23 protein-coding genes and 4 tRNA genes are annotated in these 26,302 nt (G+C 65.5%); 14 read left to right on the forward strand and 13 right to left on the reverse strand.

Going from position 1 to position 26,302, the window contains the following annotated elements; all coding sequences use genetic code 11:
* Nucleotides 1-16 precede the first annotated feature (16 nt).
* On the forward strand, nucleotides 17-799 hold the full coding sequence (locus ACWDTI_RS17620) for a hypothetical protein (RefSeq protein ID WP_449739400.1): 783 nt from the start codon (nucleotides 17-19) through the stop codon (nucleotides 797-799).
* Nucleotides 800-810: 11 nt separating this feature from the next.
* Here the strand turns inward: ACWDTI_RS17620 and ACWDTI_RS17625 are convergent, their stop codons facing one another.
* Complete coding sequence (locus tag ACWDTI_RS17625) at nucleotides 811-1,641, reverse strand: ESX secretion-associated protein EspG (RefSeq protein ID WP_449739401.1); 831 nt, start codon at nucleotides 1,639-1,641, stop codon at nucleotides 811-813.
* A gap of 110 nt (nucleotides 1,642-1,751) precedes the next feature.
* On the opposite strand from ACWDTI_RS17625, the gene ACWDTI_RS17630 reads away from it, so the two are divergent.
* From ACWDTI_RS17630 to ACWDTI_RS17660, 7 genes are all read left to right on the forward strand, one after another.
* Nucleotides 1,752-3,077 carry a WXG100 family type VII secretion target gene (locus ACWDTI_RS17630; RefSeq protein WP_449739402.1) on the forward strand — a complete coding sequence of 442 codons (1,326 nt, stop codon included), beginning with the start codon at nucleotides 1,752-1,754 and terminating at the stop codon, nucleotides 3,075-3,077.
* A gap of 11 nt (nucleotides 3,078-3,088) precedes the next feature.
* The gene (locus ACWDTI_RS17635; RefSeq protein WP_449739403.1) at nucleotides 3,089-3,694 is read left to right on the forward strand and encodes a DUF3558 family protein; all 606 of its coding nucleotides are present in this window, start codon (nucleotides 3,089-3,091) and stop codon (nucleotides 3,692-3,694) included.
* A 40-nt stretch (nucleotides 3,695-3,734) separates the two neighbouring features.
* Nucleotides 3,735-4,259 carry a hypothetical protein gene (locus tag ACWDTI_RS17640; protein ID WP_449739404.1) on the forward strand — a complete coding sequence of 175 codons (525 nt, stop codon included), beginning with the start codon at nucleotides 3,735-3,737 and terminating at the stop codon, nucleotides 4,257-4,259.
* A 705-nt stretch (nucleotides 4,260-4,964) separates the two neighbouring features.
* Complete coding sequence (locus tag ACWDTI_RS17645; protein WP_449739405.1) at nucleotides 4,965-5,495, forward strand: YbaB/EbfC family nucleoid-associated protein; 531 nt, start codon at nucleotides 4,965-4,967, stop codon at nucleotides 5,493-5,495.
* A 31-nt stretch (nucleotides 5,496-5,526) separates the two neighbouring features.
* The gene (locus ACWDTI_RS17650) at nucleotides 5,527-5,844 is read left to right on the forward strand and encodes a hypothetical protein (protein ID WP_449739406.1); all 318 of its coding nucleotides are present in this window, start codon (nucleotides 5,527-5,529) and stop codon (nucleotides 5,842-5,844) included.
* Nucleotides 5,845-5,899: 55 nt separating this feature from the next.
* Nucleotides 5,900-6,895, forward strand: coding sequence for a WXG100-like domain-containing protein (locus ACWDTI_RS17655; protein ID WP_449739407.1), 996 nt, complete (start codon nucleotides 5,900-5,902; stop codon nucleotides 6,893-6,895).
* A 280-nt stretch (nucleotides 6,896-7,175) separates the two neighbouring features.
* Nucleotides 7,176-7,703 carry a hypothetical protein gene (locus tag ACWDTI_RS17660; RefSeq protein WP_449739408.1) on the forward strand — a complete coding sequence of 176 codons (528 nt, stop codon included), beginning with the start codon at nucleotides 7,176-7,178 and terminating at the stop codon, nucleotides 7,701-7,703.
* A gap of 159 nt (nucleotides 7,704-7,862) precedes the next feature.
* Here the strand turns inward: ACWDTI_RS17660 and ACWDTI_RS17665 are convergent, their stop codons facing one another.
* From ACWDTI_RS17665 to ACWDTI_RS17680, 4 genes are read right to left on the reverse strand one after another with little or no spacing between them, the layout of a single operon-like run.
* Nucleotides 7,863-8,177 (reverse strand): WXG100 family type VII secretion target, encoded by a 315-nt coding sequence (locus tag ACWDTI_RS17665; protein ID WP_449739409.1) that lies wholly within the window; start codon nucleotides 8,175-8,177, stop codon nucleotides 7,863-7,865.
* A gap of 44 nt (nucleotides 8,178-8,221) precedes the next feature.
* The gene (locus tag ACWDTI_RS17670; protein ID WP_449739410.1) at nucleotides 8,222-8,731 is read right to left on the reverse strand and encodes a YbaB/EbfC family nucleoid-associated protein; all 510 of its coding nucleotides are present in this window, start codon (nucleotides 8,729-8,731) and stop codon (nucleotides 8,222-8,224) included.
* A gap of 6 nt (nucleotides 8,732-8,737) precedes the next feature.
* Entirely contained in the window at nucleotides 8,738-9,934 is a 1,197-nt protein-coding gene (locus ACWDTI_RS17675) for a hypothetical protein (protein WP_449739411.1), read from the reverse strand.
* Between the two features lie 43 nt (nucleotides 9,935-9,977).
* The gene (locus ACWDTI_RS17680; RefSeq protein WP_449739412.1) at nucleotides 9,978-10,505 is read right to left on the reverse strand and encodes a hypothetical protein; all 528 of its coding nucleotides are present in this window, start codon (nucleotides 10,503-10,505) and stop codon (nucleotides 9,978-9,980) included.
* Between the two features lie 101 nt (nucleotides 10,506-10,606).
* Here ACWDTI_RS17680 and ACWDTI_RS17685 point away from each other — a divergent pair, with 101 nt between their 5' ends.
* Entirely contained in the window at nucleotides 10,607-11,596 is a 990-nt protein-coding gene (locus ACWDTI_RS17685; RefSeq protein ID WP_449739413.1) for a hypothetical protein, read from the forward strand.
* Nucleotides 11,597-11,852: 256 nt separating this feature from the next.
* Here ACWDTI_RS17685 and ACWDTI_RS17690 read toward each other — a convergent pair whose 3' ends face one another.
* The 5 genes from ACWDTI_RS17690 to ACWDTI_RS17710 form a co-directional block, all read right to left on the reverse strand.
* Nucleotides 11,853-15,503 carry a WXG100-like domain-containing protein gene (locus ACWDTI_RS17690; RefSeq protein WP_449739414.1) on the reverse strand — a complete coding sequence of 1,217 codons (3,651 nt, stop codon included), beginning with the start codon at nucleotides 15,501-15,503 and terminating at the stop codon, nucleotides 11,853-11,855.
* Nucleotides 15,504-15,546: 43 nt separating this feature from the next.
* On the reverse strand, nucleotides 15,547-16,410 hold the full coding sequence (locus ACWDTI_RS17695; RefSeq protein ID WP_449739415.1) for a hypothetical protein: 864 nt from the start codon (nucleotides 16,408-16,410) through the stop codon (nucleotides 15,547-15,549).
* A gap of 192 nt (nucleotides 16,411-16,602) precedes the next feature.
* A tRNA-Phe gene (locus tag ACWDTI_RS17700) sits at nucleotides 16,603-16,676 on the reverse strand.
* A gap of 29 nt (nucleotides 16,677-16,705) precedes the next feature.
* Nucleotides 16,706-16,782: transfer RNA gene (locus ACWDTI_RS17705), tRNA-Asp, on the reverse strand.
* Nucleotides 16,783-16,824: 42 nt separating this feature from the next.
* Nucleotides 16,825-16,897, reverse strand: a tRNA-Glu gene (locus tag ACWDTI_RS17710).
* A 193-nt stretch (nucleotides 16,898-17,090) separates the two neighbouring features.
* On the opposite strand from ACWDTI_RS17710, the gene ACWDTI_RS17715 reads away from it, so the two are divergent.
* Nucleotides 17,091-17,163 (forward strand) — tRNA-Lys (locus ACWDTI_RS17715).
* A gap of 13 nt (nucleotides 17,164-17,176) precedes the next feature.
* Here the strand turns inward: ACWDTI_RS17715 and ACWDTI_RS17720 are convergent.
* Nucleotides 17,177-18,997: an NAD-binding protein gene (locus ACWDTI_RS17720; RefSeq protein WP_449739416.1), complete on the reverse strand. Its 1,821-nt coding sequence runs from the start codon at nucleotides 18,995-18,997 to the stop codon at nucleotides 17,177-17,179.
* A gap of 11 nt (nucleotides 18,998-19,008) precedes the next feature.
* On the reverse strand, nucleotides 19,009-19,395 hold the full coding sequence (locus ACWDTI_RS17725; protein ID WP_449739417.1) for a DUF6394 family protein: 387 nt from the start codon (nucleotides 19,393-19,395) through the stop codon (nucleotides 19,009-19,011).
* A 70-nt stretch (nucleotides 19,396-19,465) separates the two neighbouring features.
* Between ACWDTI_RS17725 and ACWDTI_RS17730 the strand changes: the two genes are divergently transcribed.
* The 3 genes from ACWDTI_RS17730 (at nucleotide 19,466) to ACWDTI_RS17740 (ending at nucleotide 22,531) form a co-directional block, all read left to right on the forward strand.
* A complete protein-coding gene (locus ACWDTI_RS17730; protein ID WP_449739418.1) occupies nucleotides 19,466-20,689 on the forward strand; it encodes an AraC family transcriptional regulator in 1,224 nt (407 codons plus the stop codon).
* A 184-nt stretch (nucleotides 20,690-20,873) separates the two neighbouring features.
* Nucleotides 20,874-21,449 (forward strand): 2,4'-dihydroxyacetophenone dioxygenase family protein, encoded by a 576-nt coding sequence (locus tag ACWDTI_RS17735; protein ID WP_449739419.1) that lies wholly within the window; start codon nucleotides 20,874-20,876, stop codon nucleotides 21,447-21,449.
* A complete protein-coding gene (locus ACWDTI_RS17740; RefSeq protein WP_449739420.1) occupies nucleotides 21,449-22,531 on the forward strand; it encodes a zinc-binding dehydrogenase in 1,083 nt (360 codons plus the stop codon). Before ACWDTI_RS17735 ends, ACWDTI_RS17740 begins: the two co-directional genes overlap by 1 nt.
* Nucleotides 22,532-22,636: 105 nt before the next feature.
* On the opposite strand, the gene ACWDTI_RS17745 is transcribed toward ACWDTI_RS17740, so the two are convergent.
* Nucleotides 22,637-24,238 carry a hypothetical protein gene (locus ACWDTI_RS17745; RefSeq protein WP_449739421.1) on the reverse strand — a complete coding sequence of 534 codons (1,602 nt, stop codon included), beginning with the start codon at nucleotides 24,236-24,238 and terminating at the stop codon, nucleotides 22,637-22,639.
* A gap of 280 nt (nucleotides 24,239-24,518) precedes the next feature.
* On the opposite strand from ACWDTI_RS17745, the gene ACWDTI_RS17750 reads away from it, so the two are divergent.
* A complete protein-coding gene (locus ACWDTI_RS17750) occupies nucleotides 24,519-26,297 on the forward strand; it encodes an NAD-binding protein (protein WP_449739422.1) in 1,779 nt (592 codons plus the stop codon).
* Nucleotides 26,298-26,302 lie beyond the last annotated feature (5 nt).

The following is a 26,302-nucleotide window of genomic DNA, read 5'->3' on the forward strand; positions in this document are numbered from 1 at the left end:
TCAAGGGGGTAACGCATTGTCGACCGAATCAGTGACCGAACTGTGCGAGCAAGGACTGTCCGCCGAAACCGCCGGCGCCCTCGAGCAGGCCCGCATGCTCTACGTCCGGGCATGGGAAAACGCAGACGAGGCCTTCGACCGCAGCGTGGCAGCTCACTACCGGACCCGCATCGTCGAGAATGCCGAAGAACGGCTCAGCTGGGCCCGAGTGAGTGTCGAGAGCGCTGCGCAAGCAACGGTTATCGACGACGAGCGCATCTATCCGCTGCTGCCCACACTGCACGTGACCGCCGCCGCCGCACGCTATGAGATGGGCGACCGCGATGCCGCGCGCGAAAGTTACCTCGCTGCCGCTAGTGCGCTGCGTGTCCTCGGGGACGCGGCGCCGCAAGCCGCCCTGCTGAATAGCGTGATTTTCGAGGGGCTGCGTGCCGCGGGTTATTCGATGCCCGGGTCGTGCCGCGAAGTTGAGAGCTTCATTGCGCTTCTGCATAGCGATGGTGCGATGGGCCCGCTTGCCTACGTCTTATCGTCCTATGTCACCGGGTGCGGTACCGATGACCACCCGGCCGAGTTCATCAGCGCGTTGCGTGCGCTGTACGACGCCCGCGTCCTCGCCGATGACCAGCAGCAATCGCTGAGATCGGCGATCGAAAGCGCCGAAACGAGCGCTCCAGGAAGAAGCAGATCAGCATCGGGTGGGATGGCGAGTTCCAGCGAGCGATCGCCGTCGCCGACCGTCGCACGGCACAGTGACCCATTCGGCGACGACAGCCCCAAAGTTGCGTTGCGAATCTGACCCGACCGTGATCAGTCGCCCGCGTAGGCGTCGCCGCTGAACACAGCCCGCTTCTCGCGGACAATCCGCAACATTCGGCCAACCTCTTTGTTGACCTCCCTCACCAGCGAAGACCGGTCGGCAGGCCGTGCAACTCGACCGCCGCCATCACGATCGATGAGGTACTGACCGTCGCCCTTCTTGTGGGCCCAGTGAACATGCGCATGCCGATCCATGTACCCCCAGTCCTTCAGGCGGAAGGGGTTGACCTGCACAAACGCCGAGAAGGCAGTCGGTGTTGACTCGTAGCGCTCAGCGATAGTCGAGTCGGAATCAGCGTTCCGTTCCAGAATGCTCGACGACCGCTGCGCGGCCGATGCCGCTGGCGGCTGGATCACCACGTCGCCGAGTTTGCCGGCGGCAAGTCTCGGTGCGAACCCAACGACGACATCCGCGAGCGCGGTTGCGTCGGTTTGATAAATGACGATGTCGCCGGATCTGCCTCTGCGTTCCGAGGGCTCCTGCACCGCCACGAATCCCGCGTCGCCCTGCCGAACGGCGTTGATTCGGATCGACTTGTCGGACGCCGAGTCTGGGTCAGTCTGCGGAAAGACGCCGAAGAGTTGCATGCTCAGGTCGGGGCGCATTGACGCCTGGATCCATCGAGTTAAGTGGCGAGGCGGATCGGTCTGCAGCCATTCGAGCAGGTCAGCGCGCTCTTGCCGAGCATCTTCAGGTGTCCACACTGTCGGACTGGCTTCAAATGGATACGGCGGGACATCCAGGCCGATTCCCTGGCAGTACACCAGCACCGCGTAGGAACCGACGCGGCCCACCTCTCGAATAGACGTGTCACTTGTCATTTGAACGGACTCCCCGCCGTCAGCTCGTTGTCGAAACCGGTATTGTAGCGGCGACGCAGGTGGGGTCGGCCTGCGCCTGCGGGGATCGAGTCGAGCAGTCAGGGGGAGCTGTGGGATGCAACTATGAAGATCCGTTCAAGGATCTGAAGCCTGCCTCCCATGACGGTCCATCCCTGAATCCAACCGCTGACCCCGCCAACGACCTGCCGGGCAAAGTACATGCAGAAGACTGGTCGCTGTACGACAACTTCTACGACATCACGATCCCGCTTCATCAGATGAACGAGGGTGTCGCGGGTGCCGCGGCGACGAACTGGGCGACTCTTTACCAATACCTGTCCGGCGCGAAAGGCACCCACGAGAGCTTCGTAAACACCTTCAGCAACAGCCAGGACTGGCAGGGAGATGGCAAGGATGCTGCGAACGGTGCGATGCGCGACTACGCGACCGCCCTCCAGGATCTAGTCGATCGGGTCTCATCAATGGCGCACGCGGTGCAACATGCCGCGGACGGTGTGAACGCAGTCAAGAACTCGATTCCTTCCGAGCAAGAAGTCAATTCGAAATTGGCGGCCGCAGGTGCCGACGAGTCACAGGTCGAGTCCGCACGGCAAGAGCTCCTGAAGCACGCGCGCGAGCAAATGAGCAACTTCTACAATCCACGCATTGCTGAGACTGCTGCGGCAGCTCCTGTGTTCGCGGCACCGACCACGTCAGCCGGTGCAGATCCGGCACCGGCTTCAGTCCCGACCGGGCTCGGCAGTGGAGGGGGTGGCGGCAGCCTCGGTGGTAGCGGCGCCGTTCCGTCGGCGTCAGCGCCGGACATGTCGGGGTTGATCAAGGATGCCGGCAAGACGCCCAACACGACCACCCCGTCGTCGACCAAGCTGGCCAGCTCGTCCTCGATCCCAAATGCGTTGACGTCGGGGCTCTCACAAGCCTCAAATCTGGGTCAATCAGCAATCGGCCAAGCCCAGAACGCGGCCTCCAAATTGGGCAGTCTGGCCAAGAGTCCGTTGACGGCCCCTGCCGGCCTCCATGCCTTGAGCGCTGCGCAGAAGAAAGCGGCTGCCGGGCTTGCGGCACTCGGCAAGGTCGGCGGCGCGGGCGGCGCCGCAAAGGCCAGTGGCGGAGGCGGAGGAGCTTCGCTGGGCAAGCTCGGTGGCATGTCGAAAGCGCTGACCGACGCCGAAAAGCTGGCGTTGTCACGCGGCGTGCGAGGCGCCATGGACGCCGAAAAGGCTGCTGCCGCCACGGCACGTGGTGCCAGCAGCACAGGCGGTGCTGCACCGATCGGTGGCGCGGGCGGGGCCCGCGGCGCCGGCGGCGAAGACAAAGAGCACAAAGCCAACAAGTATCTCCGTACCACCCTGAACGGCGAAGTCCTCATCGGTGCACCCCCAGTGGTGACCTCTGCCGTGATCAAAGAAGGCTGACACTCAGTACCGTGACGACCACGCGACCACGACTCCGCGTCCTCGCCCGCGCCACCGCACTCACCGCCGCAGCTGGCGTCATCGGCGCTGCCACCATAGTTGGATGTTCGGGCAGTTCATCCGATGCTGCCAGCACAACCTCCAGCGCGGCCCCCATCACCGGACCGGAAGGCACAGCGACTGTCTCGAACCCGGCACCGTATATGGAGTTGTGGGACCCGTGTTCGTTGCCGAAGTCACTTCAGGAACAGTTCAAGTTTGTGAAGGCACGTTCAGTTGACAATATCGAGCCCCAACGAACCTGCACCTATTCAAGAACGCCCTTCGAACTCGGCGCTCCGGGCTATGTCGTGAATGTTATTGTCACCAATTTTCCCTTCGCTGAATCACGAGCTAATTCATCCTTATACAACCCGAAAGCCACGACGATCGGAGACGGCCACCCCGCAGTGATCGCAGATATGCAGGAGGGTGATCGTGGGCGACAACTGCTGTGGGGTACGTCTTACGGATCGGTACTAATCCAAGCCTTCCCGGTTCCATCCGACAACCCGGTAAATACGCAGCAGCTCCTCAATGAATTTTCCGCTGCCGCATATCCATATATCCCGAAGTAGATTCGTCCGCGAAAGGATCTCAATGTCAGACGCTACAAACATGCCACAAGGATTGGACTTGTCTCCATTTCGCGATAGCTTCACTGCTGCTGGAAACAATCTGCAATTCAAAGAAGAAGCACTCGCGCCAGCAATCACTGCATGCGCCGAACTCCTGCAAGTTCTCACCGACGCCCAGGGTTACGTCCATAGCCTCACGTTCAGAAGCGGGTTCGACTCCATCACCTCCGGCGGCCAAGTGGCAAGCGGTCTATCTGATCGCGCCGATAGCGACCAAGGGGGTTCGTTCAAGCAAGCGATCGACGAGCACATCACGACCGTTCAGGCTTTGAAAGCCGGCCTCGAGAAGGCTGGGAGGCAATACCTGACCGCCGAGGATCTGAACACGATCAACAACAACGCGGCCGGTCGCGGCTTGCCCGAGGCGAAGTCGACGACGCCGCAAGTACCGGCGCCGGACTCCACCCCGCCCGAGACTCCCAGACAATACGCCGAGGAGCAGTTCAAGGTCACATATCCGGGCTCGCAACCGCCGTCTTACACGCCAAATAACATGGGCGGCTGACCACGTCGGCCGCGTAAACCGCTTTCTCGCCGTCGGCCACACACGTTCATAGCACGCAATCTGCACGGGGGACAGATACGGACTCTCCACGCACGGCCAACGTCGAGCCGCTACTCGAGGCGATGAACTCGCTCCCGAGCGACATCGCGACCACTCGCACCAGGGCCGCAGCACTCACCGCGACCGCCGCCGAACTCGACGGGCGCGTCCGAGCGTCGCTCAACGGGCGGTGTCGTCACCGAGACAATCCTCGACGACGACGCGCTGACCACCTTCACGCTCAATGACTCGGCGGCCATCACTGCCGCCCTGCAAGCAGCGGCCCAGCAGGTCGGCGCGAAGGCCCACGACCTGTGGGCCCCGATCACCCCCAGACAGCAATCACTGCCCGTGCCTCGCACATGATCGACTGCCTTCCCGACATCGCAGCCGCGCTGCGTGTCCGCCCGGAACCTCCCCTGACACCACAAAGAGCACAAGGCGAACAAGTACTTGCGCACCACCCAGAACGGCGAAGCCATTCTGGGTGAACCGCTCAAAGCCGTGCCTGTCGTGATCAAGGACTGAGATCGACCGCCACACGTGCAGGCGCCGGGTTGCCTCCACGCGTCATCCACGCGACCGACAAGTCGCCAAGTCAACGCGACCCGCCCCCCACCTGCACTGATACCCTCACCCTGCCAACTATCTGCAGGGGGAACAGATATGGACATTCCGCGCACCGCCGACGACGTCGCGCCGCTGCTCGACACGATGAGTTCGCTGTTGAGCGAGATGGCCACGATCCGCGAGAAGGCCATACAGCTGACCGCGACCGCCACCGAACTTGATGGCCGCTTGCGAGTGACGGTCAACGCGAAGGGTCTCGTCATCGACACCGTCGTCGACGAGGACGCACTCGCGACCGTCACGGCGAGCCGCCTGGGCGCGGCGTTCACCGCAGCTACCCAACGCGCCGCGCAGGATGTCGCCCAACAGTCGCAAGAACTGTGGGCACCGGCCATCGAGAAGCAGCAGGCGCTCCCCCGCGCCACCGACATCCTCGACGGTCTGCCCGACTTCGGCAGCTTCTTCGCCGCCATGCCCGAACCGCCCACGACTGCTCCCGGTGAGGCGGACGACGAGGTGTACGTCGAGATCCAGGAACAGCCCACTCACGACGACAGTGCACCTCATTACGAGGAGCTGCACGAACCCGACGAGCGCCGCAGCACCTTCACCGACCGCGCCTGGTGACCCGGCCACCGACCACGAGGGGGATCACACCGTGTCAGATCACTTCCTGATCGAACCGGAACTGTTCGAGCGGTACACCAAGCTCATCGGCACGCTCGGCGACAAGCTCAAAGATGCGTCGCTGATGCTGACCACGGGCCTGCACCACGAAGGCGAATGTTGGGGTGACGACGACCCAGGCCACGCCTTCGAGGGCGCCTACTCTCCGAAGGCGAAGGCCGCTTTCAGCAACTCGCACAGTGTCGCAACGCATCTGAACAAGATGCACGCGGCGATGGAGAAGGCCCTCCAGCACACCAAGGACACCGAAGCGCACAACATCCGCGCCAACACCGAAGCCGGGCGGTAGCGCGGTGGGAATGGAATTGCTGCGCGTTATCGAAGTGCCGCTGTCCTGGGTGGGGATGAAGTGGCCCCAGGGCGACGAGACTGCCATGGATCGTCTGCACGACGACTGGACCCAGTTCGCTCATGAACTCGCCGGCATCCGCGCGCAGTTGCAGGCCGTCTCGGGTGGGATCGGCCATTCGATCGAGGGCGATACTCAGAAAGCCATTGATGCCCAACTGAATTCGATCCTGTCGGGTGACGAGTCGTTGGCGAGGCTCATCGAGCAGGCCAACGCGATCGCCGACGACTGCAACACGATGTCCAATGAGCTCGTCGTGCTCAAGACGATCTTCATCGTCGAATTGACCGCGCTCGCCCTGTATGTGTACTTCCTCATGGCGACCGCCGAGATCAACTGGGCTGCTCCGGGCGAGATCGCGCAGGCCATTGTCCAGGGCCGGATGACACTCACCGAGGCCGTCGACATGGTCGTCCGACGCATCCTGGCCAAGCTGCTCGAGAAGGGCATCGAAGAGTTCGCCTCCACGTCGACCAAAGAGATGGTCGAACTGCTGGGCAGGGATCTCGCCAAGGATCTCGTGCTCAAGGCCGCCAAGTCCGCAACCACTGAGGGCGCCAAGAAGCTCGCGTTCACCTCCGTCGATCAAGTTCGCGATAAGGTGTTGTGGGACAAATCACTTGACCCAGAGGACCTTGTCTCCAAGACTGTCGTGAGCGCCACGGTGGGAGCCGCGACTGCACCGATCGGACACAAGGTCGAAGAGCTCATCGGCAACCGGGGAGACGCGGGAGCGAGCAAGCTGGTGAACAAGCTCGGTGCCGGGCCGGATGTCAGTGATCCGTCCGCGCTTTCGCGGGCCGGGGCGCATCTGGTGAACGGCGCGAACTGGTGGGGCAAGGACACACTCCCCGGAAAGGTCACGAACCCGTTGACCGCAGGTGGGGAGAAGCTGGCCACGGTCGCGGGTCTCGACGACATACCCAGCCCCGACGAGGTGGCGGCGAATCTGCCCAAGCCACCCTTCACACCCGGCGACACGACACCGTAGACCATCAGAGAAACGAAACATGCCCCGTCGCTCCCGCCCGTACTCACTCACACCGGTAACCCCTGAGCAGGCCCGCCGATATCGACGCAACGCCGTCATCCGACGGTGTTACGTGTTCTGCGGATGCATGTGCTACGCCGTCGCCGGGTTCTTCGCGGGGTACATCCTCGAGGACATAGACTTTCCGGGCTGGCGATTCGCCTTGAGCGCCAGCGCACTCGGTCTCGTCTTCGCCGGCCTCCATCGACGATCCCTCGTCCGCGAAAGCTACAGAGTCCGGATGGCACGTGCGTGGCCCTTCATCGGTGGTGTCGTCGCTGCATACCTACTCGTGTTCTGCATCGTGGAGACGCTCTACTACTTTTGGGAGGACGCACCGGAGCTGGTCAGCGTCATCGTGTTCATCCTCTATGTGGCGTTTCCATTCCTCATCCAGTTCCTCAACCACTTCCGCGCCATCCTGCTGGTCGAGGCGCCGCGAATATGGTTGACCGCCGGCAAGATCGACTGGATCAACATCGAGAGCGTCGTCGTCACTCGAGGTTTCGACGACGGCGACGTCGAGATCGGTGTCCGCCCACGACCCGGAGTGACCGTCCAAGCCATGATGAACCTGCGCGGCGACGTACTGACCGACCTACCGTTGCGCACCACGGTCCCTCGAGACATGTTCGACATCGACGGCCTGTGCTGGGGAGTCAATCTCTCAGGGCGCCACGACATCCCGATCTACGAACGCACAGACGCCGGCGAACGGCTCATCTACATGTCGAACTCCGGCACCGTGCCGGCGGCGGTGGCGCTGTGAGCCCGGACAGTCGGGCTACCCGACGGTCTTGACGACGGCGTGAAGCCGGCCGTCGCGGAGCGACTATTCCTCCGCGCCATTTTGATTCCCCCGCTGGATATTTCACGCCGACGAATCAACACCCCGCAGAAGAACGACGAACCCCGGGACGCGCCGAGCTCAGCCTCCGAGATTGGTCGCGTTCTCCGTCTCGGTCCGCACAAAGTTCTTCGCAGCGTCCTCGATACCCTTGACGTGCTCGATCATGTTGTCGATGTGGGTTTCCGTCGACTCCAGGATGTTCGTCATCTGCGGCTCGTAGCCCGACGAGTGCGTGGTGCCCGGCTTGTCCGATCCCCACGACTCACCCTCGGCGCCGAGCTTGCCCTGCAACGTGTTCCGGATCGTCGTGAGCCGGCCGGCCACGCCGTCGAGTTGCCGGGCGCCGGCCAACAACTGCTGCGCCTCGACTTGCGTGATTCCGCCACTGGTCATCGGTCACTCCCCCTTGCCATCGACATGCTCGTCCGCCCCAACGCTCACCACGCCTGGTCCAGTGGACCGCGACGGGCACGGGGGTCGTCATCGACGTCCTCGTAATGTTCGTCCTCAGCATACGGAGACGACGGCCGGACCGGTGAGTCCGGCGACTCTATGGACGGGTCAACCGGTTCGGGCACGAAGTCGTCGAGATCCGGCAGACCCGCGAACATCTCCGACATCTTCGGCAGATTGCCCACCCGCTCCTTGATCGGCCCCATGATCCCGTCGACCTGCTTCTGCGCCTCCTGCGCCGCCTTCTGCGTCGCCTCGGTGATGTAGCGGCCCAAATTGCTCAGACCGCCCGCACGTTCGACGGCATCGGGATGGAACTTCAGCTGGATGAGGACACCTTTGGTGTTCACCCAAGCGGTCACCAGGTCCTCCGACGACGACGCGCTCGCGGTGACCGCCGCCAGACGCTGCTGCAGCGTCGACATGTCGGCCTTCTGCTTCTCCAAGTCGGCCAGCAGGTCGTGCAGCATGTCCTTCATCTCTTCATTCGGCACCGTCTGTCACCTCCCGTCTCGATTGGCGCAGTGTCCGGCCAGCGACAGCGACACGAGTGCGGCGGCAGTATCGCATCCACGCACCGCCGGCAGTAGTGTCTCGACCAAAGTTCTTGTCAGCGTGCCGGTTTCGACCGCTCCGACAAATGCCTCGGCGATGTGCACGAGGTCACCCGTCGGGCGGTCACTGAGCAAGCCGGCGATCGCCCGGGCGGTCTCGTCGGTGTGCCACACCGCGGGCACCGCCGCAGCGCACGAGGCGGCATCCGGCGACTGCGCCCGATACCAGTGACCGTCGGCATACCACCAGCAGAACGAGAGCATCCCGGATTCGAGCCGGACGTTCAACGTCGAATCCCCCACCCACAGCGGCGCTCCCGCGTACAGCTCCGGCAGCTGCGCCCCACCGAGGTAGGCAGCGCGCAACTCCGGTGCGTCGAAGACACCGCCGGAGAGCACCGCTCGGCCGCCCGGCAGCCGGACCAGCGTGGACCCACTGTGCGACGGCGACTCGAAGATCCCGATACCCGGGGCGATGCTCGGACCCGATCCGGCTGACGTGGCCGCGACCACCGCCGCCATCGCGGACCACCGAGCCCACAGGACGTCGAGTTCCGGCCACTGGTCGTCGGCGGCAACGCGAGATCCCCCACTCACCGCCATTTGCGGGGCCCGATGCTGGCGATCGGCATGAAATGCATACGCCGCCAACCACACCGGGATGCGGCGGCCCGGATACGCGACGAAGTCGGCGCGATAGTCCTCAGGTGTGAACAGGAACTCGCCCGCGAACGGGTCGTCGCCGAAGTCGACGTCCACCATCGGCCGACCGCCGGGCTGTGTGCCGACCGTCAGCCGCCACCACAGGCGGCCACCGGCCGCGTCGCGGTCCCGCTGAGCACGCGCCAGGGCGAATGCCTCCGGCGAAGCCGTCCTCTGCAGGTTGCCGTTCGGGGTGGCGAAGACCACGATGGCGCCCGCGCGCTCGACGGTGAGCGAGAAGGTCGCGGCCATCCCGACCCACTCCGGCGGCGCGTCGGCGAGCAGGGCCTCGACGAGTCGGGGGACGACGTCGCCGGTCAGCGGCGTCGCCGCGACGGTAGACGCGCCCGGAGTGGCAGTCGAGCCGAATGCCCCGCCCAGGCTGAACGGCACGTCGGGTGACGCATCCGTCGGGCCCCCCGCCCCCGATGACAAGCTCATGCGGCCACCATAGGAGAACCGCAGCGGCCCGGGCAACGTGACGTCATCCGAATGGTCGCCGGCTCCGGGGCGCGTATTTGTGCTGGATCTCGGCGTAATCGGCGTCGAACTCCTCGAGTTGTCGGCCCGCCGCCGGGTCGTTGGTGCGGGTGACGTGCTCGGCCAGCGGAGCCCGCAACGACGACGACCGGCGCTCGAACTCCATCCAGGCCAGTGGTGTCGCCCTGCGTGGCCACCACAGGTAGACGATCGCGACCGCAACCACGGCAAGCCCGATGACAATCGCCCACGTCACCAGGTAGGGCCGGGCCGGGATCGGGACCTCCCAACCGACACGCTGTGGCTTGGCGGTCACGCACGCTTTGGTACCGAGCGTTATCTCGACGTTCGGATCGGTCGAGCACCCCATTCGAGGCTGTGCCGCCCACACCGACAGCAACACGAATGCCACGGCCGCACCGATCGCCCACCCCAGGACGGCTTTCACCTTCCGCGACGACGGCCGCCGACGCCACGACAGGCACGTCCATGGCGACGGTCGTCCATCGACCGGCTCACGCGCGTTGGCCATCGATCCCTCCCGTGTGCGACCCTTCCAGCGGCGTCGATGGCAGCGAGAGTAGCGAATGCCAGTGATGTCGTGGTCGGGGCCGCATCGATACCATCATCCACATGCAGGACAATCCGCACGGCCCGATGGGTCCGGACCCACAAGACGGTCTGCGCGGAACGAATCCCGCCGGGTTGTCGGTCAGCATCGTCGGCATGCCCCCACCGATCAGGTTCGGCACGATCCTGGTCGGAGTCATCGACGCCGCCGCGGTCGTGGGACTTGTGTTCTTCCTGGTGACCGGCAATCGGGGCGGCGCATTCGTCTGCGGCCTGGTCCTCCTCATCATCGGTCTACCCGGCGCGTTGGCGTTCTACGGGGCGCGAGTGCCGGTCGGGAAACCTCAGGTGACCGCCTCGCCGGAGGGCGTGTGGACCAGGTTTTGGGAGTTCCGGTGGGACGAGGTGATCGCCTGCGAGTTCGTCCGTCGGTATTACCTCTACACCGTTCTGACGGGTCCTCAGCAAGTCAGGCCCACCGACCTCATGCGTCGCTCCTTCGTGGTGACGACACGGACCGCCGACGTGAACGGTCGTCCTCAGCAGTACGGCTTCACGTTACCGATCAACCACTCCACCAACTTCGACGAGTTTTATTCCGCTGTAAGAGCATTCGCCCCGCACGTGGAGTTCTGGAAGATCATGGACGCGTCGGTCTACGTCGTGAATCCGGCCACGCAGGACGCCATTGCGCGGGAGATCGCCACCACCGGGATGGTGGCCGTCCGCGACCCCGAGGGCAACCCGAAGTTTGCCTTCGACCCCCGGGGCGTCGTCCTGAAGAACGGATCGCGACTCGGTTGGAACGACCTCGTCGAAATGAATGCGTGCAACTTCGACGAACTGACGAACTCGAAACTGCCCAACCTCAATTACGGTCTCGAGTTCGTGACTCTGAAAAGCCAAGCGGGCAAAGGAACTCCGCCCAGGCTACGGCCCGACCTGAAACCCGACTACACGCCTCCGATCGAACAGCTGATGCCGACGATCCTGCGGTGGGCCCCACATCTCCGGTACACCGATTCACGCGTTCTGGAGGGCAAGAAGGCCTGAGCCGATGTCGGCCGGTCACATGATGGTGAACCGGCAGATCTCGCCGGAGTCCGGGAGCTGGGGCAGCTGTGCCGGTTCGTGACGAATCCTGGCAAGTGTCGCCTGCTTGTCGGTTGTCCAGGGTATGAACGGCTCGTCGTCGGATGCGGTGAGGTCGCCGGCGGCGACTCCAGGCTCGTAATTCGCTTCGGCCTCACCACCGTCGGCTCAGTCAGCGTCCGGTCGGTCTCGCGTGCCGGCACCGCTTTCAACACTTTCACCGCCACCGGCCCCCGGGCGCAAGGCCCAGCGGATCCACCGGATTCCCGTCCGGATCAAACGCCATCGCCCGCGACCGGCCGCCGAAGTCGTCGGTCAGTGGCGTCTCGACACGCGCATCGGCCGGCCCGTCGACGCGGACGATTTCGCCGTCACGGTTGAGGGCGGCGAACGCATATGCGCCGGGCGCGGTTTCGTCGCCGACCCTGTGGTCGACCAACGCATGTTCGACGACCACCACGGCAGCAGACCCGTGCCCCAACTCGTTGAGATGCTCGCGCAGTGCGGCAGAATCGGTAGGCTTCAGTTCGCCGCCGCCGAGTATCTCCAGCCCTCGGCAGCTGAGCCCTTCCGGGCCGGAATGGTGTTGATTTGCAACATCATCGACCGATCGGCCGAAGTGTTCGTCGAGGGCCAAGAGCGCGTCGTCGACCGAATGGTTCGCGTCGTCGTTTCCGAGGTGATCCGTCGACGACTCCTCCGAGGGCAGATCGGGAGCAGCCGCACTCTGGGATACGTCGTCGTCATCGCGTGATGGGTCGGATTCGGTGTGCTCGTGAGCAGGCCCCGACCCGTCGCCGGGACCGTCGCCGCCGCGATGAACGACTGTGCCCGAATCATTCTGGCGATCGCCCTGCGCTGCAGCGCGCGCAGCGTCTAGACGTGCCCTCGTCTGGGTGGTGTCACGAACACCTCCCGGCGCGGCATGAACGGAGTCTGCTCCAACGAGGAGTAAGGCGGCCGCATCGGCGTCGGCCACCATGTCGTCGACGGCGCCCGGATCGCGCTCGCTCGTGACGTGTTCGGGTTCGCCGACGGTTCCCGGTGCAGTGTCATCGGTCTGATCTGCCGGCGGGCTCTCGACCGCGGCGTCCGGCTGCGGTTCGGTTGTCGCCGCTTCTGCTGCAACCGATCCCTGCTTGGAGTCCCCGGCTCCGGATTCGGCGGCGTTCTGCCCGATGCCCGAATCTTCTTGCGTTGCACCATCACCTGCCTGGCCCGGTGCCTGCGGGTCGTGCGTAACCGATGCATCGGGTGTCGTCGCGGGGCCATGAGGGGACGGATCGGCGACCGGCGGATCCGCGACGTCGGGAAGTCGCGGCGTCGCAGCGTGATTCGGCAACTCCGCGGGACGCGGAGCGTACGGCGGGTTACCGGCATCGGACCGATCGCCAGTGCGCGAGTTCGGTTGGTCTGCCGACGGTCGTTCGCCCGGGGCCGACCGATCCATGGAGTGTTCGCCCGGTGTCGACACTGCGTGATCCGGGGCTGAGGTTCGTTTGACCGCACCCTCACCTCGCGGGGACGAGTTCTCATGTCGCGGTGCGGAATCGGGTCGCGTCGTGCCGTCGCGTGGGGCGTCGGGACGGGGAGATTCTGCCCGAGGCGTCACATCGGCGCGGGGGGTGGTTCGCGGGTCCGCATCGGGAGTTCGTGCCGGCGGTCGGGCGGCATCGCTGCTCGGGCCATCCGGGCGTGCGGCGTGGGTCGATGCGGAGGTGTTCGGTGCCGACGTGCTCGGGACGGTGTTCGGTGCGGGGCTCGGTGCCAACGTGTTCGGGGCCAACGTGTTCGGGGCCGACGTATTCGGGACGGTGTTCGCTGCGGGGCTCGGTGCCAACGTGTTCGGTGCCAACGTGTTCGGGGCCGACGTAGTCGGGACTGTGCTCGGTGCGGAGGTGCTCGGTGCGGAGGTGTTCGGTGCCGACATGTTCGGTGCGGGGTTCGACTGGGCCAGACTGGACGGCGGCGTTGGTCCATCGACGGCAGGTCCGGAGTGAGCGGCCGACGGCGTGGCCGCCGCGGAAGCCGCCGGGCCAGTCGGCGCGTGCGCCGGTTGTCCCGCAGACATGGGTGCAGTGGACGCCGGCACATGCGCCGGCTGTCCCGTCTCGCCGGCCGACTGCGGTGTCGTCGAACTCGGATCATGTTGCGGTGCAGTCGGTTCTCCGTGCCCGACGTCACCGCCGGGCAGGCTGTCCGGTTGGGCAGAGGGAGTCGAGTTGTCCGCCGAAGCGCCCGACGATGGTGGCTCGCTCTGCGGGACATGCCCGGAGTCCGGTCCATGTCCGGTCGGTGCGGGTCCGCTCGGCGGAGCCGGCTCGTCGTGCGTGGTCGGTTCACCGTGCGGGATGGGTTCATGAGGTTCGCCGGTGGGCGACGACGGCGTCGGGGCCGGCGCTGGGGCCGGCGTCGGGGCCGGCGCTGGGTTCGTCGGAGCGGGTGAGGGCTGGGGCGACCCCGAGTTCTCGCTGATGCCAACGTCACCGGACGGCGGGTCCGCGGGTGCGGGCGCGCCATCGGACGGCGCGCTGTCGGTCGGATTGCCCGGTTGTTGACCGGACGGCACCGTCTGATGACCATCGGTCGGCCCGGCGCCGTCATTCCCCTCGGGCGGGGCTGGACTCGTCGACGGTGGGGTGGGCGGCGACGGTGGCGTTGAATCATGTTGACCCACTTGGGGTCCGCCGGGTTCTCCGCCAGGGCTATGCGACGGAGTAGCGCCTGATCCAGGGCTATCCGGCGGCGTCGCCGACGGACCATCACCGGGCGTCGTACCCGAATGCTCACCACCCGGCCCACCCTGCTGCGTCGCCGACGGACCATCACCCGGCGTCGCACCAGGATGCTCACCACCCCGCGAATGCCCGGGCTGCGCACCGCTGGGGGCTCCGGATCCACCTGCGTCACCACGGTTTCCGGCGCCACCGTCGTGAGATCCGCCTTCGGGCGATTCGGCCTTACGTCCACCCGCGCCCGCAGCTCCGGTGACTGCGCCGCCGATCAAGGTCTTCGGATCGAACTTGTCACCGTAGACCCGTTGCGCGTAAAGGCCGGATGCAGCCGAACCCACGGTGCCGCCGACAGCGCCCGCCCCCGCCATGAGCGGGACACGTTTCGCGAAGTCGGGGATGTGTTCGAGCTTCTCCACCTTGGCGAGTTTCGCGAGCCCTTTGCTCGCCGCAGCGCCGGCGGCATCACCGACACCGCCAGTGATCGCGCCGGTTGATACATCCTTGACGAACTTTCCGAGGTCGAAGTCCGTGCGACCGCCGGTCGCAATCTGGATCTCTTGGATGCCGGCGTTCTGGGCGGCAGAGATCGCGGCATTCGTCGCAGCACCCTTGACCGCCTCCAACAGAATCTTTCCGGCGACGTTCTTCTCGATCTTCTCGATGAGCTCCTTGAGACCAGTCCTGACGGCGAATTGTCCGATCGCCTCGATGATCGGGATCTGAGCCAACGATGCGCCGAAGGTTTCCGGGGCCTCCGCCCACGCCAGCAGGATCTGGGCCGCCGTCACGGCAAGAGTCGCGTAGAACGAGAGCTTCGTGAACTCGACTGCGGTCGCCGAAGTATCCGACATCTCGGCGGCCTTGTGCGCCGCCTCCGAGATCTTGTCCGGTGAGAGGTCACCGGTCAGCAGGTCGCGGAACAGCCGATCCAGCGCCTCGGAGGTGGCGCCTTGCATGTCCTTCTGCACTTCCCGCGCAGCACTTTCCAGTTCCGGCGCCAGCGACTTGACGTCATCGCCGGCCTCACGCCATGCGAGCGCGATACGGCGGAGCGAATCCTCGTCGGCCTCAGGCCATTCCACACCGATAAGGACACCGACCCAGGCGAGCTCACTCGGAAACCCCAGGGTCATCGCGTGCCTCGCTCCGTCCCGAGCGGCGCACACATCGTCGCCGTCACAAAGTTCCCAGCCGGCTCATCTGCAACCGCTGATACAGCTGGTTGCTCATGCGTTGCGCCGCGGCACGGAACTCCGTCGACGTCGATGACCGCCACATCACGCCGTCGTCGGCGACGTACCAGATCGCCCATCCCAGGCGGAATCCGAGGGGGTCGTCGGTGGGCGGCGGGGGCGCCCACACCCGCCATCCGTCACGCATCCGGTCGGCACGTAACCGAGCGACGGGATAGGTGCCCATCGGTTCGGTTGCGATCGCGACCCGAGCCGTCCGCAAGGCGTCCGCCGCGGGCATCCACGGCGACACCGGAATCGATGACACCCGAATCCCGGTCATTTTCAGCGCATCCCGACGACGCAGCGACGGTGCCATCTCGTACGGCGTGACCTGCAGGGCCACGCTCGCCATCTCGTCGGGACGGACACGCGTGGTCGCGGAGCCTGACGCGTCGACCCGGACTCCCGGCCACCAGCGGAGCTCAGCCTGTTGCGGCGCGGGTCCGATGAGCCCGGCGGCGTCGAGCGGAGTGGACGGCAGCGTCAACCACGCCTCACGGTTCACCGGGTCGACGCTGTCGATGATCCACGTGAGGTTCTTCCACACGCAGGTCGACTCGACCGCGCACATCGCGTCGATCTCGTCCTCGGGCACAGTGAGGGACGCGGTGAAGGCGCGGTTGCCGGGCGTCTCGACAAATCCGGGCGGTATCGGGTCGCCGGGGAACACTACGAGGACCACGCTGTCCGACGGCCACGCCGTCGTGGTGTCGGTGGGGAACCACCGACCGTCACGGCTGGCATAGATGCCGGTCGGGTAGATCGTCGTCCCGTCCAATGGCACCACTGCCGAAACGCCGCTCATCCCATCACCCCCCGAGTCCGCCGCTCCCCCGGCGTTGCGTGGTCAGACTACCCGCGGGCACACCGACACCCGACAACGAGGCGCACGAGGGTGAGTCATTTGGATGACATCGGTTGCTTTGACCCAGGCTGCTCAGCGCAACGGGTCCGACAAAAAACTCCCGCCGGACGCGATGTCCGCGGGAGTTTGATGTGGCCAGGGCCGGGATCGAACCGGCGACCTTCCGCTTTTCAGGCGGACGCTCGTACCAACTGAGCTACCTGGCCGGAAGGCGCCGGCAGGAAACCGAAACCTTTGGCGACCCTGACGGGACTCGAACCCGCGACCTCCGCCGTGACAGGGCGGCGCGCTAACCAACTGCGCCACAGGGCCATGTTCTGTTGTGTGCCACCCGACCCGAAGGTTGGGCAAGCGTACCCCCTACGGGATTCGAACCCGCGCTACCGCCTTGAAAGGGCGGCGTCCTAGGCCGCTAGACGAAGGGGGCCGGTTCTCCGTAAGGAGTTCTCCGTTGGGAGCCGACTCAGCTTAGGACACACGTCGAAGAAAGCACAAATCAGGTGGTCAGCGACCCATTTCGGACACAGCCCGAAAGAACGCCAACCCAGCGCGCGGGTCACCTCCGCCCTGTCGGCGCCGGCATGTAAACTCATCGTCGCCCTGCTGCTGCGGGGCGGCCTGCCCCTATAGCTCAGTTGGTAGAGCTACGGACTTTTAATCCGCAGGTCCCAGGTTCGAGCCCTGGTGGGGGCACCGAGAACAACCGTCAACCCTGCAGGGTGACATCGGCTGAGTTCGCACGTGAGAACCGTCGCCAAATCCAGCTCGACGGTACCTGTCTGCCCGAGACGACGTACTCGACCACAGTGTCCAAGAGCAGCGTGCTGTCCAGCGCCCGGTGGGCGGAAGAGCCGCCGGCGAACAGGATCTCGTCATCGGCGGCGAGAACGAAGTCGTCATCGGGAGCGAGTGCGGACACGTCCCCGCGCAACACCAGCAGAGGTACCACGGGCAACTGCTCGCTCCGCTCGGTCGGGTTGCGAATCAGGTCGCCGATCCGGGCACGACCCGACCTCAGCCAGGATTGGACGCCCGGCGCCTCCTGCGCGGTGAGCGTGACTTTCCACAGCATTTCGAGTTGGTGGCCGCACAACGAGGTCAGCCGGTCGATCATGTCCGCCGCCCACGCGTCGCCACGGTCGGGCATCTCCGAGAGGAACCGGCGCAACAGCGGAGTGCTGAGCATCGCGTAAGCCTCATGGGCCACAACGTCAGTGGGAACCATCAAGGCATCGAGCGCCATCGCACTGAACAGCGGGTTGCTTGCGGGGCGATTCTGTCGCGCGGCGATGAACAACTCCGGATTGGCCTGCCGCCCCGCGGCCACGAGTGAGAGGTTGGTGGTGTCGTTGTCCGTGCCGGCGATGAGGCCGACGGCCTGCAGCAGATCCACGTCCCCTACTGCAACCTGTTCGGAGGTGTCGCCGGAGGCACCATCGTCCTGACCCGCGCGATGTGCGTCGGAAACCGGCTCGACGACATCGACGTCCAACCCCTCTGCCCGCAGATCGAGGGTCAGTTCGCGCACGAAGGGGCCGGAGCCGCAGACGACCCAGCGACCAGACCGCGGCGGTTGCCGGCGTGTCGGCAAATCCGCGCCCGGCCCACTCTCCAGCCACGTCAGCAGGCGATACGAGGAGGGTGCACGCAACGCGAGTCGCAGGTGGTCGCCGAACACGTCGAACGGGTTGATGACTGACGGCGACCCGAAGGACCGCATCCGCTCGGCGATTCTCGGCGAGGTGGTCCGTGCCACCATCGCCAGGTCGGGACGCAAGAGTCCCGCGGCCATCGTGACCGACAGGTTGGCCTCGTCATCGTCGGTCAGGGCGAGCACGGCCTCGCACGAGGGATGCCCGAGCCCGCCGATGACGAGGTGACCCGGATCGCGTGCATCCGCGACGATGCCGGGAACATCGGCGTGATAGGAACCGAGCTGGAGGTCGTCGATCCGGTCGCTCGATATGTCGATGACCACCACGCGCCGACCCAGCGCGTCCAAGGCGTGACCGACCAACTCCCCCGTCTGGCCGTATCCGACGATCAGCATGAACGGCTCCCCGAGCCGAGAGACCTTGCGCCGGAACCGCTGCAGGGCCAACGCCTGCCGGAAGGCATGGTCCTGCACCATCGCGAACAGCGACCCGATCGCGTATGCCCAACCGAGGACGGTGAGATAGATCGTGATCGTCACCCACATCCTCTGTCCGTAGGTGAATGAGTAAGGGATCTCACCGAATCCGATCGTCGAGGCGGTGTAGCTCATGACGTAGAACGCGTCGAAGAAACCCATCCGCCACGGCCGGCCCGCCGCGTCTTGACCGGGAATCAGTGTGAGCCCCAGGACGCTGACCGCGAAGATCGAGATGAGCAGGATCAGCGGCGCGCGCATCCGGCGGAGCACCAGGAAGATCGTTTCGGAGGCCTCGGCCGCCGAAGAGCGGGGCAAGCTGCGCGGATGGAGATCGGCACCTCGATCATCGGTGCGCAGCAGGTGGTGCCAGAAGGCGAGCAACGGATTGGCCACCGGCGCACCCGCTATCGTCGTCGGAACGACGTGGTCTCGACGACGAGCAGCACCACCGAGACGAGATTGGCCAGCAGCGCGCCGCCGGACAGCGACACCACGCTCGACATCGCCTCCGGGGTCACGCCGTCGGTGGAGACGTAAGTGGCAAAACCCCACACCAGTGCGGCCGCGATCAACTGCACGTCGGCGACGAGACTGGTCGCCAGGTGCACGGCCCCGATCTGGGTGCGGTCGCCGAACTTGAGCACTGTCGCAATGAGACTGACCACGATCGCGGCATACAGCTCGTAGACATTGTGGACGCGGGGGTCGTCAAGGGCACCGAGAAAGAACCCGAAGTTCAGCGTAGAGGCAAGCAGGACGAAGAAGCCGAAGACGACCTTCTCGAGGTTCATCCACACCTCCGGTCCTGAGCGGAATGGCCAGCCACCTCTGCGCACAAGTCTCTCCCACCGGGTGGCAAAGATGACGCATCGCGTGAATATCGACGTGTCCCGGCCGTCGAGGAGCCGGCACCGCCGGGCGGCGGCAGATGTCACCCGTACCCGCGCACGGGCCGGTCAAGTCACCGGCGTCACCGACAGCGAGGACGCCGGCGCGGAAACCGACGATCGACGACCAGATCCCGACTTCTTGACTCACGAGGACTTCTTCTTGACACTTGAGGACGTGTCTATGATCCGCGGCACATGCCTGACGGGCTTCATCGAGGAAGCCACGTCCCTCGGCGCCGACCCTCGGCCGTTGCTCCGCACGGCCGGCATCCGGCCGGAGGACGTCGGTAACTTCGATTCATTCTTCGCCTACGTCGCGATGATCCAGGTGCTCGAGTCGGCCGCGCAGACCACCGGCGCCCAGGACTTCGGCCGACGTCTCGCGCGCCGACAGGGCATCGAGATCCTCGGCCCGGTCGGCGTCGCGGCTCGCACCACCGGCACCGTGGCCGACGCACTCGCCGTGTTCGAGAACTATCTGGGCGCCTACAGTCCGGCGGTCACCATCGAGGTTGTCGCACTCCCGGACCCGGCGACCGCGTTCATGGAGTTCCAAATCCTCATCCCCGACGCCCCACCGCACCGCCAGGCGATGGAGCTGTCACTGGGCGTTGCCCTGCGCGTGCTGCGTTTCCTGCTGGGTTCGACCTATTCACCCCTGGTTGTGCACATCCCGCATGAGCCACTGGACACGCCCGCCGACTATCTACACGAGTTCTCGTGTACCCCAAGATTCTCCGAGCCGCGGGCCGGATTCACGATGAAGGCGGCCGATCTGGCCCGTCCGCTCGTTGCCGACGAGATGGCGCATCGGGCGATCGTGCACTACCTCGACAGCGTGATCGACCGACAGGACCGCCGACTGGTCGGATCGGTTCGCGACCTCGTCAGGCAACTGCTTCCCACCGGAGCAGCCACCCTGGCGGTGACGGCCCGGCAGTTCCACCTGCACCCGAAGACCCTGCAACGGCGACTCGCCGACGAGGGCACCACATTCGCCGACATCGTCGACGACGTGCGGCGCGAACTCACCGAACACCTGCTCCGGGACACCGACATAGCCTTGACCCAGTTGACCCACGAACTCGGCTATGCCGAGCAGAGCGTGCTGACCCGATCGTGCCGCCGATGGTTCGGGAGCGGACCGACCGAGTTCCGGGCGACGCACCGCGATACCGCCGTGATCCGCGGATAGACCGCTCGCCCACGCCGGATGACCGGATCAGACGTGCCGAGCAAGACCCGCGGGCGACAAAAGTGCGCCGGATCACGTTTGTGTCTTACAGAGTCAAAACTATGTCTTCTTATGTCAAGGATTACTCCCGGAATCCGGGCATGCTGTTGATCACAGCTCAAAACGCAGTGAAAGGAACACCACAATGTCTGCACCTACCCTTCCCGGCCGTCCGGTCCCAGGTCCCGTTTCGACCATGTCCGGCTCGCCGCTGCCCGTGATGGCGCTCCCCCAGGGCGAACTGCTGACGATCAACACCAACGAGACCCCGCTCGTCCGCGACTCGCTCGGCCCCGGCGTGCACTTCAAGCCGCTGCGTCTTGACCTCGAGAAGGGCGAATGGGTCGTGCTGGCCACCTTCGCGCCCGGCGCCGCAATCCCGCTGCACTACCACACCGGCACTGTCGACGCGCTCACGCTGAGCGGCTGCTGGCTCTACTCGGAGTACCCGGATCAGCCGCAGACCGCCGGCTCCTACCTCTACGAGCCCGGCACCTCCGCCCACAGCCTGACCTGCCCCGAGTCCAACACCGAAGACACCGTGGTGCTCTTCAGCATCAGCGGCGCCAACGTCAACTTCAACGAGGACGGCACCTTCCACTCGGTTCTCGACGCCGCACTGATCGAGCACCTGACCGGTGCACTGTCCGAGGCGCAGGGCCTGGGTCCGATCAACTACATCACCGGCGGCTTCGCCGGTCACACGGTGGAGACCGTCTGATGCGCGCGGTGTTGATGCAGGACGAGAAGCTTCGCGTCGAGGAGGTGCCGGACCCGACTCCGGGACCCGGTGAGGTGCTCGTCGACGTGCTCGCCTGCGGCATCTGTGGCTCGGATCTGCACGCCATGCACCATGGCGACGACCTGAACGCCACGACGAAGGCCGTGGTCGGCTTCGAGATGATGGACCTGTCCAACCCAATGGTCTTCGGCCACGAGTTCGTCGGGCGAGTCGCGTCCTACGGACCGAACACCGAGCAGAAGATCCCGGTGGGCCGGCGGGTCGTGTCCATGCCGATCCTGGTCCGCGAGGCTCCGGTGTTCCTCGGCTTCCAGGGCCCGGAGGCACCCGGCGCATACGCCGAGAAGATGCTGCTGTCCGAGCCCCTGATGATCGAGGTCCCGGACGAGATGTCCACGGAGCTGGCGGCTTTGACCGAGCCGATGGCGGTCGCGTACCGCGCGGTCGGCCACGCCGAGATGGGCACCGATGACGTTCCGCTGGTCATCGGCTGTGGTCCGATCGGGCTTGCCATCATCGCCATCCTGAAGATGAAGGGTGTCGGGCCGATCGTCGCGGCGGACTTCTCTCCGGAACGCCGTGAACTGGCCAAGCGTCTCGGCGCCGACATCGTTGTCGATCCCAGCGAGAGCTCGCCCTACGAGGCATTCATCGGGGCGGCCGCCACCGATGACCCCGCCCGGATGGCTGCACCGACCGGCATGCTCGGTCAGATGCCGTTCCGTCGGACCGTCGCGTTCGAGTGCGTCGGTGTGCCCGGCCTGATCCAGCAGATCATCGAAGGCGTACCGGCCGGATCGGCCATCGTGGTCGTCGGCGTGAACATGGAGTCGGACGCCTTCATGCCTGCCCAGTGCATGATGAAGGAGCTCGACCTCCAGTTCTCGGCGTACTACACGCCCGAGGAGTTCGCGGAGACCTTCGCCCTCCTGGCCGCCGGAAAGATCAACGCTGAGCCGTTGCTCACCGGCACGGTCGGCCTCGAAGGAGTTGCCGATGCGTTCGAGCGCCTCAGCAACAATCCGCACGACGCCAAGATCCTGCTCGATCCGTCGCTCTGATCTGATCGTCAAACGCCAACGGCCCGCTCTTCGGAGCGGGCCGTTGGTGTTTCGCGATTCGGCGGCTGAGGTCGCCTCAGTGGAGACCAGCCGTGAAGCTCGGAGTCAACTCGTCGCGCTTGCCGAGCTTGATGTGCCCGACGAGCTTGACGTGCCGGACGAACTCGACGCGTCGGACGAGCTCGACGTGTCGGACGAGCTCGACGTGTCGGACGAGCTCGACGTGCCGGCACCGGACGACGAAGACGATCCGGTTCCGCTGCCACCTGCGCCGTCGCCGCCGTCGCCGGAATCCCCGCCGCCAAAGCCGTTCTGCCCGCCGCCATTTCCGCCGTCACCACCGGTGTTCCCGCTGCCGCCGACAGTCTCGCCGCCTCCCGAGTGATCGCCACCCGACGAACCGTTATCGACCGTCGAGGAGTCGACGGCGGGGGCCGTGGGGGCGGTGTCGGTGGCCGGGGCCGGTTCGGTGGACACCTCGGTAGGGCCGGAGTCGCCGCCCGTGGCAGTGGTTTCCTCCACGGCTACCGGGGCCGGCTCGGGGCTTCGGTGACGTCCGGCTCCCGACGAGTCCACGTCAACGACCGAGCCGGTGGTATCGGTGACGGAGTCGGTGGTGGGCGTCGAGGCCCCCTCGCCTGCCGGCGCGCCGGTGACATCGGCGGCTGCGACCGTCACGCTGTAGGGCGATGGCGCCGACTCCACCTTCACCGCGGCATTGCCCGGCGTCGGCTCCTGCAGCGGATAGAAGGCGTCCGCCTCCTTCTCCCAACGATCGAGATCCTCGTCGGTGTACGGGATTCCGAGCTCGTCGTAGACGAGTTGGGTGAGCAGCGCGAGCGGGTGACGGCCCTGGTTGTAGACCACGTACTTCGTATTTCCGTCGACGCTCTGATAGATCGTCGCTTCGCCGAGGTTGTCGAGGTCGGCGTAGGTCTGAGCACCGTTTCCGGAGTGGATGGTCAGGAAGCCGGCGAGATCGACGACCAGCGACGACACCGGCCGATACCAGACCCACTGGAAGTTGCTGACCGGATCGCCCACGATGATCACCGACACCACGGCGGTGTCACCGGCGATGGCACCCGGGTCACGGGCACCGTCGGACTCGACACCGATGACCGTGGCCAGCTGCGGTAGCAGCGGCATCGTCTCCAGCCATGCCTTGATGCCCCAGGGGCTGCGAGGATCGGACACCAGCACGATCATCGAGTTATCGAGGGTTCCGTCGGGGACCTTTTCAGCGGCGTTCCCCAGCGCGTCGGCACCCTGCGAGTAACCGGTGTAGATGACGAACGGATGATCTCCTTCGGCGCCATGCAAGGCGGCCATGATCGCGATGTTGGCGTCCTCGGCCGACTTCTTGGACTCGTCGTAGGTCGGCGACAGCAGCGGCGACGCCCCGGACTTTCCGGCGACCACCGGCCAGAAGGACTGGGGATAGTTGACGACGTACGTCGTACGGCCGCCCATCATCAGCACACTGCGGGGGATCAAGGTCGTGTCGTCGGTCCCCGGCGTGATGACGACGAGCGCATCCTTATGGTCCGGGAAGTAGTCGCGGTCCGGCGTCTCGTTCGGATCCGCCTTCTCGATGACGCCGTCCCCGATCAAGGATTCGATGACACCGGCGGTGTCGGTCGACGCCACCGCCGTCGGCACAACAGCACCGCCGAGACAGACGAGGCCGACCGCCGCGGAGGTCACTGCACGCCGCGTTCCAGACGATCGATGCCGGGCGACATCCGACCTGGAATCCGCCTGCGCCAATCGGTGCCTACCGCCCTCGAGACTCACGTACATCCTTCCGCCAGGCCTCGTCGCCGCTGCCGCGCTTGAATTAAGAAGAGAAAACTTCCGGTGTCAGAAGCAGAATCAGATTACTTCGCGATGGCACATATGTCATTCATACGAACGGATGCACATCGGTGATCTGCGACACACCGATACCCGGCAAACCCACCCCCCTGCTCGTAGAGTCTCTGTCGTGAGAGCGCACGGGCACCTGATCGTCTGCGGCTTCTCGGGCATCGGGGTGCGCATCATCGAGCAGCTGGTCGGATCGGGTGAGCGGGTGACGCTCGTCGTCCGCTCGATGACGCCCGAGCTCGACGCCGCGTTGCGCAGTTGGGACATCGAGCTCCACACGGCGATCGTGAACATCAGCGACGTCCTGATCGAGGCCGGCATCGACACCGCACAGGCGGTGCTCTGTGTCGAGGACGACGAACTGTGGAATCTGGAGACCGCGCTCAGCGCCAACCGGCTGCGCCCCGACATCCGCGTCGTCACGCAGATGACGAACCCGACGGTCAGCGCCGAGCTCGCCGAGGGCGAGATGCCGGGCGCCACACTCGATATCGCGGACCTCGCGGCGCCGTCGGTGATCGAGGCCTGTCTCGGCCACCCCGAGTATCACCTCGAAATCGAGAACGTCCAGTTCGTCGTCGCCCAGTTGAAGGTTCCGGCGACGTCCACGCTGCGCGACCTCTACGGCGATCTCGCCCCGGTGGCCGTCGCCGCCGAACACGACAAAGACAACGTATCCGTCTTGTCGAGTCCCGGCCGCGATCTCGTCGTGCACGGGGGCGACGTCGCGACGATGTTCGGCACGCCGGCGCAGTTCGCCCGGCAACGAGTCGATGTGGCCCTCGCGCAGCCCGCTGCCCAGGGACGACCTTCGACACGCCAGATGCCGTCGCTGCGAACCGCGCACCACGCCGTCTCATCGTTCATCCAGGACGTCAACCCGAACTTCTTCCGGATGGTCGCCACCCTGGCGACGCTCCTGGTGGTCTCGACGATGGTGCTGCGCTTCGGCTATCAGCGTCCCGGTATGTCGGTGCTCGACGCCGTCTATTTCAGTACCGAGACGATCGCGACCGTCGGCTACGGCGATTTCAACTTCTCGTTTCAGCCGACGTGGCTACGCATCTGGTCGATCGTGCTCATGTTCGCGGGACTGACCACCACCGCCATGATCATGGCGTTCCTCGCCGAACTGTTGGTGTCGCGACGTCTCTCGCAGACGATGGGTCGCCGCCGCGCCCGGTTCATGTCCGGACACGTGGTGGTGATCGGCTTGGGCGCCTTCGGCATTCGAGTCGCCACCGAGATCCGCGCGCGCGGGCACGAGGTGGTGATCGTGGAGGTCTCCCAAGCGGACCGGTACCTCTCCACCGCACAGGAATTGGGCATCCCGATCGTCTTCGGCGATGCCACCCTGCCCGAGACCCTGCTCGACGCCGGAGCGGATCGGGCCTCGGCGGTCGCTGTCCTCACGAGCAACGACATGGTCAACGTCGAGGTCGGGCTCACCGTGCGCGGTGTGCTCGGAGACCGATGGGCCGACACGCCCACGCATCCGGGGGTGCCGGTGGTGATGCGGATCTTCAATCGCTCGCTCGCACACTCGGTGACCGAACGTTTCGGATTCCGGCACGTACAGTCGACCGCGGAACTGGCCGCACCCTGGTTCATCGGCGCGGCGCTGGGGCTCGAGGTGCTCGTCACGATGTCGGTGCGATCCGAGTCGTTCATGGTCGGCCGGATGACGATCCACCCCGGGAAGGGCCTGGATGGCGTTGCGATGCAGGAACTCTCCTCGCAGACGCGGGTGGTGGCCATTGCCCGGGCGGACGGCACGCTGGAGTATCCGCCGCGACGGGGCACGAGTTTCGCGGCCGGCGATCGCGCGTACCTGTTCGGCCCGTATGAGGAGCTGCTCCTGCTGCTCGAACAGCAGCGCGGCAACGCCGCCGCGTGAGCGGT

This window comes from Gordonia sp. NPDC003424 (assembly GCF_053588655.1).